Consider the following 17,546-nt stretch of genomic DNA (forward strand, 5'->3'; position numbering starts at 1 on the left):
GNGNGGGGNNNTCAGCATCCGCGTGTTCCTCGCCCCGATTCGCATTTCGGTCCGCAGCGGTCACGCGGTCCAAGAGGGAAGACCCTCACCCTGACCCTCTCCCAGAGGGAGAGGGGACATCCACGGACTCTCTCGACAGGGGCTTTGACCAGACGCTGCTGAGTGTCACCTGGCGCACCCAGCGCGACTCCAGGTAGCGGGCCCAACGTGGTACGAGAGAGTCATGTCGAACTCCTCTTCTCCGCGCCCGCTCGCCGTGCTGGTGGGCGTACAACTTCCCGGTGTCTCGGACACCGAACACGCGGCCGACCTCGCCGAGCTCGGGCGGCTGGTGCACACGCTCGGCTACGAGGTGGTCGCGACCGTGAGCCAGCGCCGCGAACGCCTCGCGGCGGGAACGGTCCTCGGAAGCGGAAAGCTCGCGGAGCTGGCCCGGCTCACCGGGGGCCGCGGCACCCTGGCCTCGAGGGCGAATGCGCGCAAGTCGAAGGCGCGCGAACGCTGGGAAACCGAAGCCGAGGAAGCCGAGGAGCAACAGGCGGAGGCGGAAGCAGCCGGGGAAGAAGCGGAGGACGACGAGTTCCCCGTGGAGGAACTGGAGGCCGGGGCCAGCGAGGAGCCCCTCACGGAGAGACCCACGGTGGTGGTGGTCGACCACGAACTCTCGCCGAGCCAGCTGAGCAACCTGGAGCGGGCCACGGGCGCGCAGGTGTACGACCGCACGGGCGTCATCGTGGACATCTTCCATCGCCACGCGCGGAGCCGAGAGGCGAAGATGCAGGTGGAGATCGCGCGGCTCAACTACCTGGCCCCGCGCCTGCGCGAGTCGACGGGGAGCCGCGAGCGCCAACAGGGCCGGGGCTCGGGTGACTCGGCGGTGGAGCTGGATCGCCGCAAGATTCGCGACCGGCTCGCCGAGCTGCGCGAGGGGCTCGCGGCCATCCAGCAGGATCAGGAGAACCGGCGCTACGCCCGGAAGGACCAGCTACGGGTGGCGCTGGTCGGATACACCAACGCGGGCAAGTCCTCGCTCATGCGCGCCCTGACGGGCAGCGAGGTGCTGGTGGCGGATCAGCTCTTCGCCACGCTCGACACCACGGTGCGGGCGCTGCAACCGGAGACCCGTCCCCGTGTGCTGGTCTCGGACACGGTGGGTTTCATCCAGAAGCTGCCGCACGACCTGGTGGCCTCGTTCCGTTCCACGCTGGACGAGGCGCTGGAGGCCTCGCTGCTGCTCTACGTGGTGGATGGCTCGGACCCTACCTGGGAGTCCCAGCTCGAGGTGACCCGCTCGGTGCTCCGGGAGATTGGAGCGCAGAGCGTCCCGAGCCGGCTGTTGTTCAACAAGGCGGACCGGCTCACGCCCGAGGCCCGGGAGGCCCTGCTCCAGCGGCATCCCGAGGCCCTCATCCTCTCGGCGCACTCGCCGGACGACGTGGCGGCGCTCCGCCAGAGCCTCATCGAGTTCTTCGAGGGCTCGATGGTCGAGGCGGAGCTGGTGATTCCCTACGCCCGCCAGGGGCGCATCGGAGAGGTGTACGAGCATGCCCGTGTCCTCTCCGAGGCTTACGACGAGACCGGCCGGAGGCTGAAGCTCCGGGCGCTCCCCGCGGCGATGGCCAGGCTCACCCGGGCCTTCGAGACGTGAGCGGCTACAGCTTCGTCAGCGTGAAGTCATCCACCTGGATGAGCGAATCGGCGCCGGGGGCCCAGAAGCCGGCGAACACGCTCACGGTCGTATGGGAGCCGGAGTTGAACGTGACCGTCTTGGCCGTGTAGTCGGGCAGGAAGCCGAAGTTGAGCTCGCTGATGATGGTGCCCGGCACCGTACAGACGCCGAAGTAGCCGCCAACGACGTTGGCGGAGCTGCGGATCCACGCCGTCAGGACGTAGTTCGTGTTCGGGGTGACGGCCACGTCCTGCTTGAGGGCGTTCCAGTTGCGCGAGGAGGTGCGGATCCACCCGTTGTTGGCGCCGCCGTGCGAGTAGCCCAGTCCCCGATCGATGCCCTTGGCATCGGTTCCCTGCACGTACCAGGGGTAGGACACGGCGCCGCTGGTCTGGTTCTCGAACCCCGGGTCCTGGAGGAGCGAGGGCATAACGGAGCTCGCGTAGTAGACGGCCAGCTCGCCGATGGACGTGAAGTAGGCGCTGCCGCCCGGAGTGCCGATGATGCGGATGCCATCACCCCAGGTGTCGTTGAACATGAACGTATAGGTCCTGTTGGCCCCGGCGGCGGAGGTGAGCGGGTAGTACGGGGAGCTCCGCAGGTTGGTGACGTTGACCCACTGTCCGTTCTGCCGGACCTGGACCCAGAGGTTGCCGCTGAACCAGCCGCCATCGGTGAACATGCCACCGGTGGTGTAGCTGAGCTTGTTCAGGTTGTAGTTGCGCGGCCAGGTGTACCCCCACCAGTCGAGGGTCTTGTTCTCCTGGTCCCAGCTGTCCTCGTTGTCGTTGAGATAGCCATTGTTCAAGTAGGACAGGTTGCCGAAGTGCGCCACCTTCTCGATGGCCCGAGTGCCATTGGAGGGGGCGGCCAGATTGGCCGTGTCGCTCCTGGCATTGGAGGGCGTGGTGGCCACCCGAGGCTCCACCACCAGCTTGCGCAGCGAGAAGTTGTAGTTCTCGAGCCCGCCCATGAAGGTGTTGGACTGCACGTACATCGTCTTGCCGTCGGTGCTGATGAACTTGGAGGGAATGGTGGTGGAGTAACCGCCATTCTTCGTATCCGACCAGGGATAGCCGCCGTAATCCTTGCTCAGGAACTTCTTCCACGGGCCCCAGGGCTTGGGAGCCTCGTAGAACTCGAAGGTGTACTCGGTCCAGGACGTATAGATGTAGCGGTTGAGCGCCTTGTTGTAGACGACGCTGCCCTGGGAGATCACCGACAGGTCGCGCGGCTGACCGTAGGGAGCCCGGGTGCTGACGTAGAGGCGCCGGTCATCCTGCAGCACGGGCTGGCGCAGGTTGATGTCCGAGCTCCACGTGGCGTTCCCATTCAGGTCCCCCGTGTAGAACTGCCAGGTGGCCCGGTTCTGGATGCTCGTCTTGGGGACTCGAGCCAGGAACAGCTTCGTCGGATCCGGCACCGAGTTGTCGAACGAGTCACGCCAGTTGTAGTCGAGCCCATACGCATACACATACGAGTCGAACGTGTTCCAGGCGTTGTTCTTGCCGTAGTCCAGGAACATGATCGTCGTGAACACGTGATTGCCGAACATGGGCGCGGACGTGTTCCAGGTCCAGGTCGCCCCCCGGTCCGTGGACTTCGCGATGGTCGCGTTGGGCGCGTCGTTGAAGTCCCAGGAGAGGTCCTGGACGGCCATGTACATGGCACCATCGACGCACACCATGCCCGTGGGCTTGCGGTTGTACTCGCCGGCCGCCCAGGTCTGGCTGATGTGCGTCGTCAGCGTGGTGCCCGTCAGGATCCCGGGCAGGCCCTGGATGCGGCTGAGCGCGATGTCGTAGACGGGGTTCGGGCGGGGCTCCACCATCGTGAAGCCGCGGCCATCTCCATTCGCCGAATACAGATGGCCGTCGTCCGACCAGCACGAGGGCCAGAGATCTCCGTCCGAATACGTGCTCAACGAGTCCGCCGACTCGATGTGCGCGGTGGAGAAGAAGGTGCTGTCCTGGGGAACGATGGCTCGCGCCCCCTGTGGCAGCACCAGGAACAACCCCGCCGCGGTCAGGCCGATCCGCCCGAGCGCCTTCTTGACCTCATCCATCCTGAACTTCCTCCTCGGAAATTGAACGACTCGATCCGAGGAGAGTTCGAGGCCGCCTCCATCTAAAAATAATGAGGAAAACCACCCAAGCCCGTCAGACCTGCAAGATTCCGGCCGCCGAGCCGCCGGGGGTCGCTCCGCCTATCTGGCCTTGGCGAGCGACAGTCCCTTCTCGAGGAGCGCGGCCTTGAGGACCCCGACGGCCTTGGGCCCCACGCCATGAAGCGCCAGGAGCTCCTGTTCCGTGAAACGAGCCACCTGCTCCAGGCGGGTCACGCCAATCACCGCGAGGGCGCTCGTCGCGGGCCTGCCGATGCCTTTCGGAAGCGCGGGTTCCACGGGGTCCTTCACTCGACTCGGCATGATTCACCTCCACGTGTCCGGGTACGCTCGCCGCGGAGCATACCCCATGAGCTCCCCTCCCCTGCCCGAGCCGCGGACGCTCCTGGCGGACATCAACGACTGGTACAGCCGACTGCCCCACCCTCAGGCCAGGCCCCTCACCCCGCGTGGATTGACATTCCCAATCCGAGACGAGAGCGTTCGTGCGTGCTCATCGACGAACGCCGAGACCTCTCCATTCCGGAGCTCACCCGGAGCTACGTGAAGACAGGACGCCCCGTGGTTCTTCGGGGTGGAGCGAGCCACTGGCCCGCCCTGCGTCAGTGGACGCTGGAACACCTGCGCTCGCTGGGTGCCGACCTGCCGGTCGAGGTGGAGGTCGGCAACGCCATGCAGGGCTCCAATCCCCGCTTGAGGATGACCCTGGGCGCGTACATCGATGCGCTCCAATCGGGTGAAGCGGAGCGGGGCCAGTGGTACCTCGCCGTCTTCGATGCCTTTGGCCTCTTCCCCCAGCTCCTGGAGGACGTGTCGTTCAACTTCCTCCAGGGCCGGAAGATGCACTACCGCCGGGCGTGGATCGGCGCCAGGGGGACCATCTCCGGGCTGCACTACGACATCTTCGACAACGTCCTCGCCCAGGTGTCTGGCCGCAAGCTCCTCAAGCTCGTCTCGCCCGAGAAGAGCGACTGCGTCTACGTCAGCCGCAAGTACGACTTCCTGACGTACCCCAGCGAGGTGACGGTGGAGAACTGGGACCGTGAGCGGCACCCCCGCTTCGCGGAGGCGGACGTCGCGGAGGTCATCCTCGAGCCGGGGGACGTCCTGTTCATCCCCAAGAAGTGGTGGCACTACACGTGTGCCCTCGACACGAGCATCAGCGTGAACTCCGGTGGCGCGAGCACCTTCGAGGTCCTCCAGGCCACACCACATTTCGTGCTCGATGCGCTCCACCGCCTCCGTCTCTACCGATGGGGCTGGTGTGCCTGCCATCAACCCATCATCCAAGCCAGTCCACATCAAGAGGGCGCATGACCAGCCGGGACCCCTACCAGCAGCTCATCGAGAACAAGTTCCAGCGGTACAATGCCCTGGCCGACCTCGCCGCCGGAGACACCATGCTCTACAAGGTGGCGACCGAGCAGAAGGGCCGTCAGGTCCGGGTGGACGGCAAGTGGGTGACCGACTTCGCCTCGTGCAACTACCTCGGCCTGGACCTGCACGAGGAGGTCATCGCCTCCATCCCGGAGATGTTGCGCAAGTGGGGTGTCCATCCGAGCTGGTCCAAGGCGGTGATGCAGCCCGAGCCGTACCTCGAGATGGAGGCGCGGCTGGCGGAGTTGATCGGCGTCGAGAACGTCTTCGTCATCCCCACGGCGACGCTCATCCACCACGGCCTCATCCCGGCGTTGACGATGAAGGAGAGCCTGGTGCTCGTGGACCGTCACGCGCACAACTCCGTCCAGACCGGATGCGCCATCGCCAAGGCCCGTGGTGCCACCGTCGAGACGTTCCGGCACAACGACATGGAGGATCTCGAAGCGCGCCTGCGGCAGTCCGGTGACGAGCCCAGCCGTCTCATCTGTGTCGACGGCGTCTACAGCCCCAACGGCGCGTTCGCGAACGTGCCGGAGCTCGTGGCGCTGGCCCGGAAGTACGACGCCATCCTCTACATCGACGATGCGCACGGCTTTGGCATCATCGGGGAGGACCCGTCACCGGAGCACCCCTACGGACGCAAGGGGAATGGCATCGTCCAGCATCTGGGCCAGACCTACGACAACGTCATCTACGTGGGAGCGTTGTCCAAGGCCTATTCCTCCATGGCCGCGTTCATGTCGTGCCCGGCCCGGCTCAAGGACTACCTGAAGCTTCACATCGACACGTATGTGTATTCAGGACCCGTGCCCACGGCGGCCTTCGCGTCCACGCTCGCGGCCCTGGAGGTCAACCGGACGCAGGGCGAGCAGATCCGGCGGAAGCTCTTCCACCTCACGAAGCGGATGGTGGATGGCCTGCGGGAGCTGGGCCTGGCGCCGGATAGCGCCAATTACTTCCCCATCGTCGCGACTCCCTTTGGAAAGGACGCGGATGCCCAGGAGGTGGCGCGAATCCTGATGGAAGAAGGCATCTACGTGACGCTGATGCTCTTCCCCGCCATCGCGCGCAACAAGGGCATCATCCGCGCGACGGTGACGGCCGAGAACACCGAGGAAGAAGTCGAGCAGTTCCTGCGCGCGATGAAGCGGGTCCGGGACCGGGACGGCAATCTCCGTGGAGCCGCTTGAGCAAGCCAGGGGCAACCGGCTTCAGCTCATCCAGGCCCGTGTTCCCTCCCCTCGAAGGTGATTCTGGGGGAAGATGGGGTTTCGTCATGAATGGCCGTCGCGTCCTCTCTCCTGTCCTCCTCGTCGGCGCCGGAACCGGCGAGGCCACCTGCGGAATCCTCTACCTCGCGAGCTATCTGAGGCGCGCGGGGATCGAGGCCTTCGTCCGGCTCTACGATGGGGACCAGACCGAGGAGGAGGTCGCCCGCTCGCTCGAGGCCCTGGTCGCCCGCGTCCGCCCCCGGCTCGTCGGCATCAGCCTCAAGTGGTTCCACCACGTCCACCGCGCGCTGCTCCTGGCCCGGACGCTGCGTGAGATCGACCCCGACATCCGGATCGTCGTGGGTGGCAACACGGCCTCGTACTGGTGGCGGGAGCTGAAGGAGCTCGACTGCATCGATCACATCGTCCTGGGCGATGGCGAGCGGCCACTGCTGGCGCTCTGCCAGGGCGAGCCCTCCCCGCCCAACTGTGTCACCCGGGCTCCGGACGGCACCCCGCGGCGCTTGCCCCTGGAGTACGTGCAAGGCGCCACGAACAGCGAGGATGTCTATTACTCGCACTTCACCGACATCTTCCTGAGCCAACAGGATCGCCATGCCTTCTCGGGGTGGGTCGCGCCGGGCAAGGGGTGCGGCGAGAACTGCCTGTATTGCGGTGGGGCCCGCGGCAACCAGAAGGCGGCCTTCGGACGCGCGAAACCCTTCCTGCGCTCCGAGGAGAGCGTGCGCCGCGACCACCAGGAGATCGCCCCCCGGACGTGGCAGCTCCGCTATGACTTCTCGGGAAGCTCGGCGGAGTTCCTGCAAGGCACCTGGGCGGGAGTCGATCTCTCCCGCCACTCCTGCATGTATTTCCTGTGGGGCGTGGCGCGGATGGAGCTCATCGACGCGCTGGCCGGAACCTTCGAGCACGTGCACATGGTGCTCGACATCGGCTGCTTCTCGGAACAGCAGCGGCAGGAGCAGATGCGCCGGGGCCTGCTCAAGCCGTGTGCCACGGATCAGCAGTTGCTCGAGATCATCGACCACTGCCGGCGTCACGAGAACCTGGACGTCGAGGTCTCCGGAATCGCGGGCCTGCCCTTCGCCAGCGCCGCCACGCTGAAGGAGGAAGTCCGCCTGGTGGAGCGGGTCATCGGCCTCGACTGCCTGGTGGGCTATCAGCGGCTCGAAGCGCAGCCGGGAGCGCTCGCCACGGAGCACCCCGCCCGGTTCGGCATGACGAGCGAGGCGCGGACGTTCACGGAGTTCCTCGAGTACTTCGAGCAGCGCGAGCCCGGTGACGTGTCGGTGCCGATGCTGCGCTTCAACGACGTGGCGCTCGAGCGGGCGGTGCAGCGCACGTCGGAGCATGTGGATGGGCTCGCGAGGAAGCACGAGGAGAAGAAGCGGAGGGTGGCGATCAACGGACGCACGCGCCTGTTGAACACGTCACCCTCGACGCTCCAATTCAAGCTCGGGGAGTGGCTGGGAGCGCACCAGGTGCCCGCGAAGGTGGCGCAGGAGCCGGTAACGGTCGTCCGGTCGGTGGAGGGAACGAGGCTGGCCTGTGCGCCCTCGGTCAGCCCGCGGAAGTTCTCCGACCCGACGCTGGATCAGGGCGAGGACGGCCGGATCCTCCTGGCCGCCCTGTCCGCCTTCGAGCGCCCGACGACGGTTGCCAGCGCGGTGACGCAGTTGGGAGCGAAGGTGAGACTCGATCCGCACTCGGCGCACGAAGTCATCGAGCATCTCGTGGCCGGCCGCTTCCTGCAGCCGGCGTGAGGAAGCGCGCGGACTAGAGCAGCTTCTTCATGATCTCCTGCTCGCGCTGGTCGAGCTTGATCGAATCGAGCGCCCAGTCGATGAGCTCATCGGCGATGGACGCGTCGAATCCGAAGGCGCTGGCGGCCTCCTTCACCGAAGCGCGCTCCTCCTTGGCGATCTCGCCATCGGCGCACGACACCTCGACGATCATGCGCAGGAGGGCGGCGCGCATCTCTCGGTTCTGGATCTTGCCGACGATGTCGGTGAGGCGGCCGGGCTTCTGGAATTCCTGCTCGATGAGCGCGGAGACCTCCGGGTCACGGGGAGACAGGCCGACGCCGGCCACCACGTTGTCGAGGTGCTGACGCTCGTCCTCGGTGACGCGGCCGTCACTCGCCACCACGTTGGCCATGGCCTGAACGAACGCCATCAGCTGTTCCTGGGGATACTCGCGCGTCATGTGGTCTCCTTGGCGAGCGGCTGGCCCGTGGCTCGCGGACAGATGGGGGAAGGAATCAGGCAAATCGGCGCGGGAGGATAGTCGGCACCGATGAGGACCGGAAACGGTATTCACTCGGACGCGAGAGTGGACCTACCGGCGCGCGGTCCAGCGCAGCATGAGGCTGCGCAGCGAGCCCATGAACACGCCCACCACCACCGCGAGCAGGAAGATGATGACGATGGTGGTGGCGCCGAACACCAGGCGCACCACGGACTCGCGAATCCTGCCGTCGAAGTAGGCCGTGCGCAGCGGCTGCAGCAAGCCCACCAGCTCCAGCGCCCTCGCCGGCAGCGAGTCGAGCGACAGGGAGAGCCGCTGCAGGAAGATGGACGGCCACAGGCGCCGCGCCCCCTCCACCCCGATCCCCACCAGCAGATAGAGGACGGACAGCAGGAAGGCATTGCCTCCCATGATGCGCATCAGCGGCAGTGGGGGCGGGAGCGGAGACTGGGACTGTTGCACGCTACCGGCCTCCCAACTTGCGCTGGAGCGGCTTGAGGGACTTCTTCACCCGGGCCGCCTCGGGAGACGCGCCCGCGAGCTTCAGGAACCGCCCATAGGACTGCACGGCCTTCTCCGTCTCCGCGGGGTTGCGCACCAGCGCGTCCGCCAGCGCCAGCCACGCCAGTCCGTCCACGGGCTCCAGCTCCACCGCCCGGTTGAGCGCCTTCATCGCCGTGGCCTCGTCACGCTGCTTCAGCGCCACCTGCCCTAGCACCAGGTGGTTGCGTCCGGAGAAGGGCTCCAGCCGCACCGCCTCGTCCGCGGCCGTGCGCGCGTCCTTCACCGCTCCGGCGGCCAGCAGCACCCGAGCCTGCGCCGCCTGGGCGAACGCCTTGTCCCACGTGGTGGCCGCCTTGTCGGCGAGCCCCTGCAGCACCTTCGCCGCGGCCTTCCCGCCCGAGTCGTCCACCCAGTGCTCGCCCGCGAGGCCGCACGGCGTGTCCGGACCCTCGCGCCGCGCCGCCTCGTAGGCCTTGCCCGCGTTGGCCACCAGGCCCTGCCGCAGGAACGCCCGGGCGATGCCGCAGAACGTCTCCGCCGACTTGCTGTCCAGCTTGTTCGCGCTCTCCAGGGCGCCGAAGCCCCCCTTCGTATCTCCCAGCGCGAAGAGGATCTCCGCGCGCACGCGGTACGCCTCGGGATCGTTCGACACCAGCTTCACCGCGCGCCCGGACGCCGCCTCCGCGTCCTTCGTCTTCCCCGTCTGGAAGAGGGCCATCGCGAAGCCCTTGTGGGCCCCCGCGGCGCCCGGGTTGTCCAGTTGCCACTCCTCGAACTGCTTGAGCGCCTCGGGGATACGGCCCAGCGCCAGCAGCGCCCGGCCGAGCGCCTCGCGCGCCTCGCCGTGCGCGCCATTGCGCTCCACCGCCTGCGTCAGCGGCTTCATCGCCAGGTCCGGCAGCCCCCGGGCGATGAGCAGCCGGCCCAGCGCGCACGAGGCCTCGTAGTCCCGCGAGCCCTCGGCCACCGCCGCCTCCAGCACGCTGCCCGCCTTGTCCAGCGCCTTGTCCTGCCAGTGCAGCAGCCCCAGCGCCGTGCGCACCTGCGCCTTGGCCGTCTTCGTCGCCGCGAGCGTCTTCTCCAGGGCCTCCCGCGCCCGGTCCCGCTCGCCATCGGCGGCGTCGGCCTGCGCCAGATAGATGATGGCCTCGGCGGGGTAGCGGTCCTCCACGCGCGTACGGACCAGCTCCACCCGGGCGCGCTTGAAGTCTCCCAGCTTCGTGTACGCCGCGGCCCGCACCAGCGCCACCTCGCGGCCCTCCCCTTCCACCCGGGAGAGCACCTCGGACACACGATCCCGGTCCAGCAGCGCCCGGCCCAGGCCCGCCGCGGCCTCCTCGCCGCTGGGCTTGAGCGTCAGGGCCTGCTCGAAGGCCCTCTGGGCTCCGGCCATGTCTCCCGCCACGCGGTTCGCCTCGCCGAGCGCCAGGAAGGTGTCGTAGGCCAGCGGGCCCTTCGTCCCCTCGGACAGCAGCGTCCGCGCCTCGCCCGCCTTGCCCATGGCCGTCATCAGCCGGCCCTGCACCAACCGCTGGCGCTCGCGCAGGGAGGCGGGCAGTGCGTCGCCCGTCAGCCCCTGCACGTCCGCCAGGGCCTGCGCCAACTCCTGGCCGAGCTCCAACCGGCTCTCCGCGACGCCGAGACGCGCCACCGGGTGCTCGGGGGCCAGCTTCGCCGCGGCCGTGTACATCTTCAGGGCATTCACCGGATCGCCCGCGTCCCGGTACCAGGCGCCGAGCGACACCAGGGCGCGCACGTTGCGCGGCGACAGCTTCAACGCGCGCTCGAGACGCTCCAGGCCCTCCTTCTCACTGCCCTGCTCCAGCAGGACGGCGCCGGCCATCCCCAGCGCCTCCGGGCCCTCCAGCTTCGCGTTCAGCAAGGCGCGGCGGGCGGCGTCACGGCCCTGGGCATCGGCCACCAGGACGTCCACGAGCAGGGCGCTCGCGGGGTGCTCCGCGCGCACGTTGGGGCGGCCGAGCGCATCGAGGGCCTTGGTCCGCGCCTCGGCGGAACCCGTGTCGGCGTACCGCAGCGCGTGGGCATAGGCCGAGAGCGCCCAGGCCCGGGTGTTCTCGTCCTCCAACCGCACCACGTGGGAGAGCAGCGCGAGCGACTCCTGCCGGGAGGCCTCCGTGTCCTGCTCCAGCAGCCGGGAGACGCGATCCAACGCCGCGGCGAGCGCCTGGCCTCCCTGCTTCGCCCGCACGACGAGGACCACGCCGCACAGCAGCACCAGGACGACCGCCGCCACCAGCGCCTTCACCGCTCGGGGTGGGAGGAAGGCGGCCGCGTCCTTGGGAAGGAGCTTGTCGCGCAGCTCGCGCTCGTAGGCCGCCGTGAGGGCCGCCACGTCCTGCACGGGAGCATTGGCCGGAGCGGCGACGGGCGCGGGGGCCACCGGCGTGGGCGCGGTCGCCTCGGGCAGCTCCGCGAGCAACCCGCGCCGAGAGCCCGTCCCACCCGAAGAGACGTCGGGGACGGAGTGCAGGGCCGGAGCCTCGGGCTCCACGGGAGCGGCGGAAGCGGGCTCGGGCTCCAGCGGCGGGAGATCCGCGAGCAGCCCGCCCCCTTCCTCGGGAGCGGCCTCGACGGGAACCGACTCCAGCGCCTCCTCACCCGCGGCGGCTTCCGCCGGCACGGCCGGAGGCTCCTCGTCGACGGTCAGCGCTTCCTCGAGGGGCTCGGACGACGCGGCCTCGGACGGCGCGCCTCCGTCGATGTCACTGGCCTCCAGCGACAGCTCGATGGGTGCCTCGGCCGGAGCGGCCTCCACGCCCTCCAGCACCGGCTCCGAGGACGCCTCCGGGGCCACCGCCGCCTCGACGGCCGCCGCTTCGGATGCCTGCTCCGGAGCCGCGGGGGCCTCGGCGGGAGCGGACCCGGGCGCCTCCGCCTGCGCGGCGGGCTGCTCCTCCGCCGACGTGGGCTCCAGGGCGTTCAGGTCTCCGAAGGCCGGTGCCGGCCCACCGGCCAGAGCGGCCTGCGCCTGCTCCATCCATCCGCGCACGCGGGCGTCATTCGGCTGCAATGACAGCGCCTTGCGCAGGATGGGCAGTGCCGAGCGGTACAAGCCCCGCTGCAGCAGCACCTCGGAGATGAGGTTGTAGGCGTGCGGGTTTTCCTTGTCGATCGACACCGCTTGATCGAACTGCGCCATCGCCTCGGCGGGGCGCCCCATCAAGATGAGGGCCTTGCCCCACAGCACCCGCCCCGTGACCGAGTTGGGATGGTGGGAGATGCCCTGCTCGCACACGGCGATGGCACGGGCGTGCTCGCCCTTGGCGACCAGCGCCTTGGCCAGCTCGACAAACACCGATGATGCAGGATCCTGGGCGAGGAGCTGCTCGTAGCGCTCCACCAACGATTTGGCCATGCGGCCCGCGACCATAGCACCGGGGCCTCTTCCGTTTCGCCCCCTCTGGAATGGGTGCTAGCGTCCTCCGGGTGATTCGCCTGCTTGCTGTCCTGCTCGTTTTCGCCCTCGGTGCGGGCTGTGCCCACACGAAGAACAAGTCCGACCTGGAGACGCTTCGCCCCGTGGTGGAAAGTTTCCACCAGCGCGTGCGCTGGAAGGACTACCGCATCGCCGCCCGCTTCATCGTCCCCGAGCGCCGTCAGGATTTCGAGAGGGCCCGCCGGGAGAAGCAGGACGAGAGGGACCTGTCCATCACCGACTACGAGATAGAGGAGGTCGAGGTCGTCGAGGAGGGCCTGCGGGCCATCGTCACCAGCCGCATCAAGTGGATGCGCCTGCCCTCCGTCTCCGAGCAGAGCGAGAGCGTCACCTCCGAGTTCATCTACCGGGACGGCACGTGGCTGCTGGAGAAGCAGTCCGGGGGACCCTTCGACGGAGAAATCCCCTGAAAAAAACCGCCCACCACCCCGGGGCCGGCCGAGATGGTGGGCGTCGGAGGCTCCCCCATGGAACCTCCATAGACATTTCACGGAGTGGGAGGCACCGAGGGCCCGCTCCCACCGCGTTTCATGCCCAGTCTCTAGAGCAATGCGGGTGCCACGCCCCCAGCGGCCCGCCATCCACCTGAAATCAAGGGGTTGCGCGCCCGCACCGGGGGAAAGCCCGTGCCGGAAAAGCCAGGGGGCCTGACAGGGATGTCAGACTCCCCTCGGAGCCCCACGAGTGGGGACCCTGACAGCACGGACAGGGGAACCCCTTACGGGCCGCCTACTCGCCGATGACGGAGCGGATGGTGTCGCGCATGGAGAAGCGCGGCGTCCAGTCCACGTCCTTCCGCCAGCGCGAGCCGTCCACGTTGCAGAGGAACTGGATGTGGTCGAGCTCGGGCGGGGGGAAGTTGGCGAGCCGGTACTTGAAGAGGAGGCCGAGCAGGGGCCGGGCCACGGGGTGTGGCACGGGGATGGCGCTGTGGCCCAGCTCGCGGTGGATGGAGGACAGGGGCACCTCGCCGGGGCCCACCACGTTGTAGACGCCCTTGGGCTCGGGGCGCAGGGCGGCCTCCACCATGGCGCGCGCCACGTCGTCCACGTGGATGAGCTGCACCATCGGATCGAACCCCGCCAGCACCCACGGGCGGTTCAGGCGCAGGTAGTTGCTGGGGGCGTTCTTGATGGTGGGCCCCACGATGTGGACGGGCCGGAGGATGACCGTCTGGATGTGGGGGTGCTTCCAGAAGAAGCCGTGCGCGAGCATGTCCACTTCGATGAGATCTCGCACGCCCGAGAAGCGGCTGGCCGCCATGAGCGGCGCGTCCTCGGTGAGGAAGTTGGAGTTGTCCGGGCTGGGGCCGTAGACGTTGGCGGAGGAGAGGACCACCACCTTGGGCACCTTGTAGCGGGCGCAGTACTCGAGCAGGCGCGTGGTGCCCACCACGTTGAAGGAGTGGTGCTCCTCCTCGCTCATGCGCGGATCATGCATGATGCCCATGTGGATGACGGCGCGGATGTCGTTCTTGCGGAAGACGTCCTCGGCCTTCTTCTTGCGCAGATCCAACTGGTGCATCTCGATGTCCTTCGGCCGGCCCACGAAGGGACGCCGATCGATACCGATGATGCGCTCGTGCTTGTGCAGCACCTTGGCCAGGGCCCGGCCGAGGTTGCCACTGATGCCGGTGATGACGACGGCCGGTCTCTTGGAAGGATCCTGATTCATGGCGCGGGTGCCGGGCGTGTCACCAGAAGACGCCCTGACGCTCCTTGAGTCCCTGGTTGAGCATGCCCTGGATGGCGGTCTTCACGGTGCGGACCTTCTTGTCCAGCTCGCTGTCCTCGTCATCGGCGCGGCCGGTGAAGTGCAGCGGGTCCCCGAAGTAGATGCGGTACTTGGTGGGCAGGGGCAGGGGCAGCCCGGTGACGGTGAGCGGGAAGGAGGGGAAGCCGAGCAGCTTCGCCATGGGCTTGACGTCCACCAACGCGGGGGACTGCTCCTCGGCGCCCACCACGGCGATGGGGACGATGGGGGTGTCCGTCTCCAGGGCCAGACGCATGAAGCCCAGGCCGAAGTCCTGCAACTGGTAGCGCTGGGGCCACAGCTTGCCCAGGCCGCGCACGCCCTCGGGGAAGACGAGGATGGCCTCGTCGGACTCCAGCAGACGGCGGCAGTTCTCCGGGGTGCCGACGATCTGCCCCACCCGGGCCATGAAGGTGGAGACGTAGGGCAGCGAGGGCACCCACTTCTCCACCATGCTGCGGATGGCGCGCGGCGGGTCCGCCTCCAGCAGCAGGGCCACGCCGATCATCGCCCCGTCCATGGGCAACTGGCCGGAGTGGTTGGAGATGAGGAGGACGCGCCCCTTGGGCACCTTCTCGACGCCGAAGGTCTCCACCCGGTGGTAGTTGCGATAGAGCCAGAAGAAGGGGGCGAGCGCCGACAGGCTGTAGTCGAGGTTGAAGCCGAAGGGATCCACCCCGTACTCGTTACCGGTGCGGGCGAGCGCCTGCAGGCGCTCCTTGCGCTCCGGCCCCACCATGCGCTCCGTCCACTCCCGGAGCTCCTGCTTCACCTTGTCGGAGAGCTGCTCGAGCATGGGGGCGTGTCTACACCATCGTCCCCCGGGCTGGGAGGGAATCGGGGCCGGGTGTCTGGCGGGGACGTCCATCCGTGCACGTCCGTGCAAGTCCCGGCGCCCATTCCGGGGACGCCCCCGCCGGGCACTCGCCGCGCTGCCTGCCCCCGGGCTTGTGGGCCCCTCCTCCCCTCCCCAGCTTTTCGGCATTCAACACGTCGAGACCACGTCAAGGAGGACGGACATGCGGACGAGGCGATGGCTGTGGAGCGCGGGACTGCTGGCCGTGGTGGGACTGGGCGCGGGCTGTGCCCATGACGAGGCGAAGCAGGCGCGCCACCGGGGCGAGCAGGTGGGCGAGGCCTTCGCCCAGAAGGTCCGCTTCGCGGATCAGCTCTCCCTGCTCAACCAGGAGCAGATCGTCCTGGGCCACCTGGCCCTCGAGCGCTCCGAGAACCCCGAGGTGCGGCGCTTCGCCCAGGAGCTGATCCGCGACCACCATCGCAACCAGGAGGATCTGGAAACGCTGGCGGAGTCCAAGGCCTTGTCGCTGTCCACCGTGGAGCTGGCCACGGACGACCTGGCCATCGGCGGCGCGGGCGCCGAGGGCGCTCTCCAGGGCCTGGAGAAGGGCCAGGAGAAGTACGACAAGAAGTACGACAAGCAGGTGGAGAAGTTCTACGAGAAGCGCGACAAGCTGGCGGGCCTGAGCGGCCGCGAGTTCGACAAGGCCTTCCTGAAGGAGGTGACGGACGGCCAGGATCGGGGCAAGGAGCTCGTCGAGGAGGGCCTGGACGAGTACCGCGACGACACGAGCCTGGCCGTGTTCCTCGGGAGGACCGCCCCCGTCCTCAGCGGCCACCTGCAGCGGGCCGAGCTGCTGAAGGGCTACCTCAAGGACTGAGCGGCCCCGGCCCCAAGCCCGAGGCTCCCCCCCCCGATACTCCCCTTCCCCGGGTCCACTGGGGAGGCGAGGAGAAGCCTCGAATCCATCATGGACACGGCCATTTCCGTTCAGCGCAAGCTGTCTCATGGCTTCGCGGCCTAAGTGGCCGCCGAGGTGGCGGACGCACTCGACCATGCCCACCGGGCCGTGCATGACGAGGGCAGAGCGCTCCACCTCGTCCACCGCGCCGTGGGACCCATGAGCATCCGCCTGGGCCACAACGGGCGGGTCCAGCTCACCAACCTCGGCGCGGCCTGGTCGGAGTTGATGGGCCGCATCCGCACACCGCCCCAGATGCTCCGGGGTGACCCGGCCTATACCGCTCCGGAAATCCTGCGGGGTTTCGAAAAACCCGAGGCGGGACAGCGCGACCCGCTCACCCCCCTGGCCCTGGACGGACGGGCCGACATCTTCTCCCTGGGCCTGGTGCTGTTGGAGATGCTGTGGCTCGACATCGAGCAGCGCTTCCCTCCCGAGGTGCGCGGTGAGCGGCCTTCCTCCCTCCTCTCCCTGGAGACATTGGCCAACCGACTCCTGCACTTCGGTCCGGAGGAGGTGCAACAGGCGGCCCGGGAACTGCCGGAACCGCTGCGGCGCATTGTCACCCGGGCCCTGCGTCCCGAGCCCGCCGAGCGCCATCCAACGGCGGGCCAGCTGCGCGACGAGCTGCGCGACTTCCTCCAGGCAACCGGACAACCCCCCTACGGCGCGAAGCAGGCGAAGGCGGAAGTGAAGCAGCTCTTCGCTCAGGTCCCGGATCCCGCCGAGCTTCCGGCCTATTCCATCGTCGAGATGGGCGTCCTGCCCATGCCTCCGGACATGAACCTCGAGAATGAGGATTGAGACCCGCCATGAGGGAGCGACACAAGACACGGGCTGCACTCTCCCGCGACTTCGCGAAGCGGGTGCGGGAGGCACGCGGCAAGGCGGGGCTGACACAGTGGGAGGCCGCCGAGCGCATGGGGATTGCGACGGAGGTATACGGCCGCATGGAGCGGGGCCTGCTGCTTCCGAGCCTGCCGACGCTGCTGCGGCTCTGCGGTACGCTCAAGGTGGATGCCAACGCGTTGCTGGGATTTTCCTCCAAACAGGCCCCCGCCTGGCTGGAGCGGCCCATGGCCATGGACAACGAGCGGCCCGCGCTCCGGCGTCTGGTGCGCACGGCGCGGCAACTGCGGCGGCCCACTGAGGAGGCAGGGGATGGACGCGACTCCAGCTCCACCACGGGCTGAGGGCTCGCCGGGCGTGGCGTTGCGGCGCTCCTTCGGGAAGGCGGCCCGGGCCGTGCGCCTCCGCCTGGGGCTCACCCAGGCCCAGGTCGCCAGGCGCGCGGGGACGACTTCGGGTGTCTATGGCCGCATCGAGCGGGGGGACATGATGCCCAGCGTGCCCAACCTGCTGCGCCTTTGCGAGGCGCTGGAGACCTCTCCGGACGTGTTGCTGTCCCACGGGCTCGCGG

The 17,546-nt window shown here is 68.4% G+C and carries 16 protein-coding genes; 9 read left to right on the forward strand and 7 right to left on the reverse strand.

Going from position 1 to position 17,546, the window contains the following annotated elements; genetic code table 11:
* The first annotated feature begins 223 nt into the window (after nucleotides 1–223).
* Complete coding sequence (gene hflX / locus Q664_RS22020) at nucleotides 224–1,648, forward strand: GTPase HflX (RefSeq protein ID WP_043398973.1); 1,425 nt, start codon at nucleotides 224–226, stop codon at nucleotides 1,646–1,648.
* 4 nt (nucleotides 1,649–1,652) lie between these two features.
* On the opposite strand, the gene Q664_RS22030 is transcribed toward hflX, so the two are convergent.
* Nucleotides 1,653–3,734, reverse strand: coding sequence for a hypothetical protein (locus Q664_RS22030; RefSeq protein WP_052518489.1), 2,082 nt, complete (start codon nucleotides 3,732–3,734; stop codon nucleotides 1,653–1,655).
* A 141-nt stretch (nucleotides 3,735–3,875) separates the two neighbouring features.
* The gene (locus Q664_RS22035; RefSeq protein WP_052518490.1) at nucleotides 3,876–4,097 is read right to left on the reverse strand and encodes a helix-hairpin-helix domain-containing protein; all 222 of its coding nucleotides are present in this window, start codon (nucleotides 4,095–4,097) and stop codon (nucleotides 3,876–3,878) included.
* A 186-nt stretch (nucleotides 4,098–4,283) separates the two neighbouring features.
* Between Q664_RS22035 and Q664_RS22040 the strand changes: the two genes are divergently transcribed.
* The 3 genes from Q664_RS22040 (at nucleotide 4,284) to Q664_RS22050 (ending at nucleotide 8,169) form a co-directional block, all read left to right on the forward strand.
* The gene (locus Q664_RS22040) at nucleotides 4,284–5,111 is read left to right on the forward strand and encodes a cupin-like domain-containing protein (protein ID WP_043398976.1); all 828 of its coding nucleotides are present in this window, start codon (nucleotides 4,284–4,286) and stop codon (nucleotides 5,109–5,111) included.
* Nucleotides 5,108–6,364 carry an aminotransferase class I/II-fold pyridoxal phosphate-dependent enzyme gene (locus Q664_RS22045; RefSeq protein WP_052518491.1) on the forward strand — a complete coding sequence of 419 codons (1,257 nt, stop codon included), beginning with the start codon at nucleotides 5,108–5,110 and terminating at the stop codon, nucleotides 6,362–6,364. The genes Q664_RS22040 and Q664_RS22045 overlap by 4 nt, the downstream gene beginning before the upstream one ends.
* Nucleotides 6,365–6,450: 86 nt before the next feature.
* Complete coding sequence (locus tag Q664_RS22050) at nucleotides 6,451–8,169, forward strand: B12-binding domain-containing radical SAM protein (protein WP_043398979.1); 1,719 nt, start codon at nucleotides 6,451–6,453, stop codon at nucleotides 8,167–8,169.
* A 13-nt stretch (nucleotides 8,170–8,182) separates the two neighbouring features.
* Here Q664_RS22050 and Q664_RS22055 read toward each other — a convergent pair whose 3' ends face one another.
* The 3 genes from Q664_RS22055 to Q664_RS22065 all read right to left on the reverse strand — a co-directional run bounded on the left by Q664_RS22055 (nucleotide 8,183) and on the right by Q664_RS22065 (nucleotide 12,533).
* Nucleotides 8,183–8,611 (reverse strand): tellurite resistance TerB family protein, encoded by a 429-nt coding sequence (locus Q664_RS22055; RefSeq protein ID WP_043398982.1) that lies wholly within the window; start codon nucleotides 8,609–8,611, stop codon nucleotides 8,183–8,185.
* A 132-nt stretch (nucleotides 8,612–8,743) separates the two neighbouring features.
* Nucleotides 8,744–9,064, reverse strand: a complete 321-nt coding sequence (locus Q664_RS22060) for a hypothetical protein (protein ID WP_052518494.1) — start codon at nucleotides 9,062–9,064, stop codon at nucleotides 8,744–8,746.
* Between the two features lie 52 nt (nucleotides 9,065–9,116).
* Nucleotides 9,117–12,533, reverse strand: coding sequence for a tetratricopeptide repeat protein (locus Q664_RS22065; RefSeq protein WP_043399019.1), 3,417 nt, complete (start codon nucleotides 12,531–12,533; stop codon nucleotides 9,117–9,119).
* 50 nt (nucleotides 12,534–12,583) lie between these two features.
* On the opposite strand from Q664_RS22065, the gene Q664_RS22070 reads away from it, so the two are divergent.
* Nucleotides 12,584–13,024 (forward strand): hypothetical protein, encoded by a 441-nt coding sequence (locus Q664_RS22070; RefSeq protein WP_084610228.1) that lies wholly within the window; start codon nucleotides 12,584–12,586, stop codon nucleotides 13,022–13,024.
* Nucleotides 13,025–13,343: 319 nt separating this feature from the next.
* On the opposite strand, the gene Q664_RS22075 is transcribed toward Q664_RS22070, so the two are convergent.
* Both Q664_RS22075 and Q664_RS22080 read right to left on the reverse strand, forming a co-directional pair.
* The gene (locus tag Q664_RS22075; protein WP_043398989.1) at nucleotides 13,344–14,288 is read right to left on the reverse strand and encodes an SDR family oxidoreductase; all 945 of its coding nucleotides are present in this window, start codon (nucleotides 14,286–14,288) and stop codon (nucleotides 13,344–13,346) included.
* A gap of 19 nt (nucleotides 14,289–14,307) precedes the next feature.
* The gene (locus tag Q664_RS22080) at nucleotides 14,308–15,162 is read right to left on the reverse strand and encodes a lysophospholipid acyltransferase family protein (protein ID WP_043398991.1); all 855 of its coding nucleotides are present in this window, start codon (nucleotides 15,160–15,162) and stop codon (nucleotides 14,308–14,310) included.
* A 223-nt stretch (nucleotides 15,163–15,385) separates the two neighbouring features.
* On the opposite strand from Q664_RS22080, the gene Q664_RS22085 reads away from it, so the two are divergent.
* From Q664_RS22085 to Q664_RS22100, 4 genes are all read left to right on the forward strand, one after another.
* Complete coding sequence (locus tag Q664_RS22085) at nucleotides 15,386–16,045, forward strand: DUF4142 domain-containing protein (protein ID WP_043398994.1); 660 nt, start codon at nucleotides 15,386–15,388, stop codon at nucleotides 16,043–16,045.
* 156 nt (nucleotides 16,046–16,201) lie between these two features.
* Complete coding sequence (locus tag Q664_RS22090; protein ID WP_152622265.1) at nucleotides 16,202–16,930, forward strand: protein kinase family protein; 729 nt, start codon at nucleotides 16,202–16,204, stop codon at nucleotides 16,928–16,930.
* 8 nt (nucleotides 16,931–16,938) lie between these two features.
* Nucleotides 16,939–17,319, forward strand: a complete 381-nt coding sequence (locus Q664_RS22095; RefSeq protein ID WP_052518493.1) for a helix-turn-helix domain-containing protein — start codon at nucleotides 16,939–16,941, stop codon at nucleotides 17,317–17,319.
* The coding region (locus Q664_RS22100) for a helix-turn-helix domain-containing protein (RefSeq protein ID WP_152622266.1) at nucleotides 17,288–17,546 on the forward strand (259 nt) is incomplete at its 3' end. The genes Q664_RS22095 and Q664_RS22100, both read left to right, overlap by 32 nt.

Origin of the sequence: Archangium violaceum Cb vi76, from assembly GCF_000733295.1 — a bacterium.
GTDB lineage: Bacteria > Myxococcota > Myxococcia > Myxococcales > Myxococcaceae > Archangium > Archangium violaceum.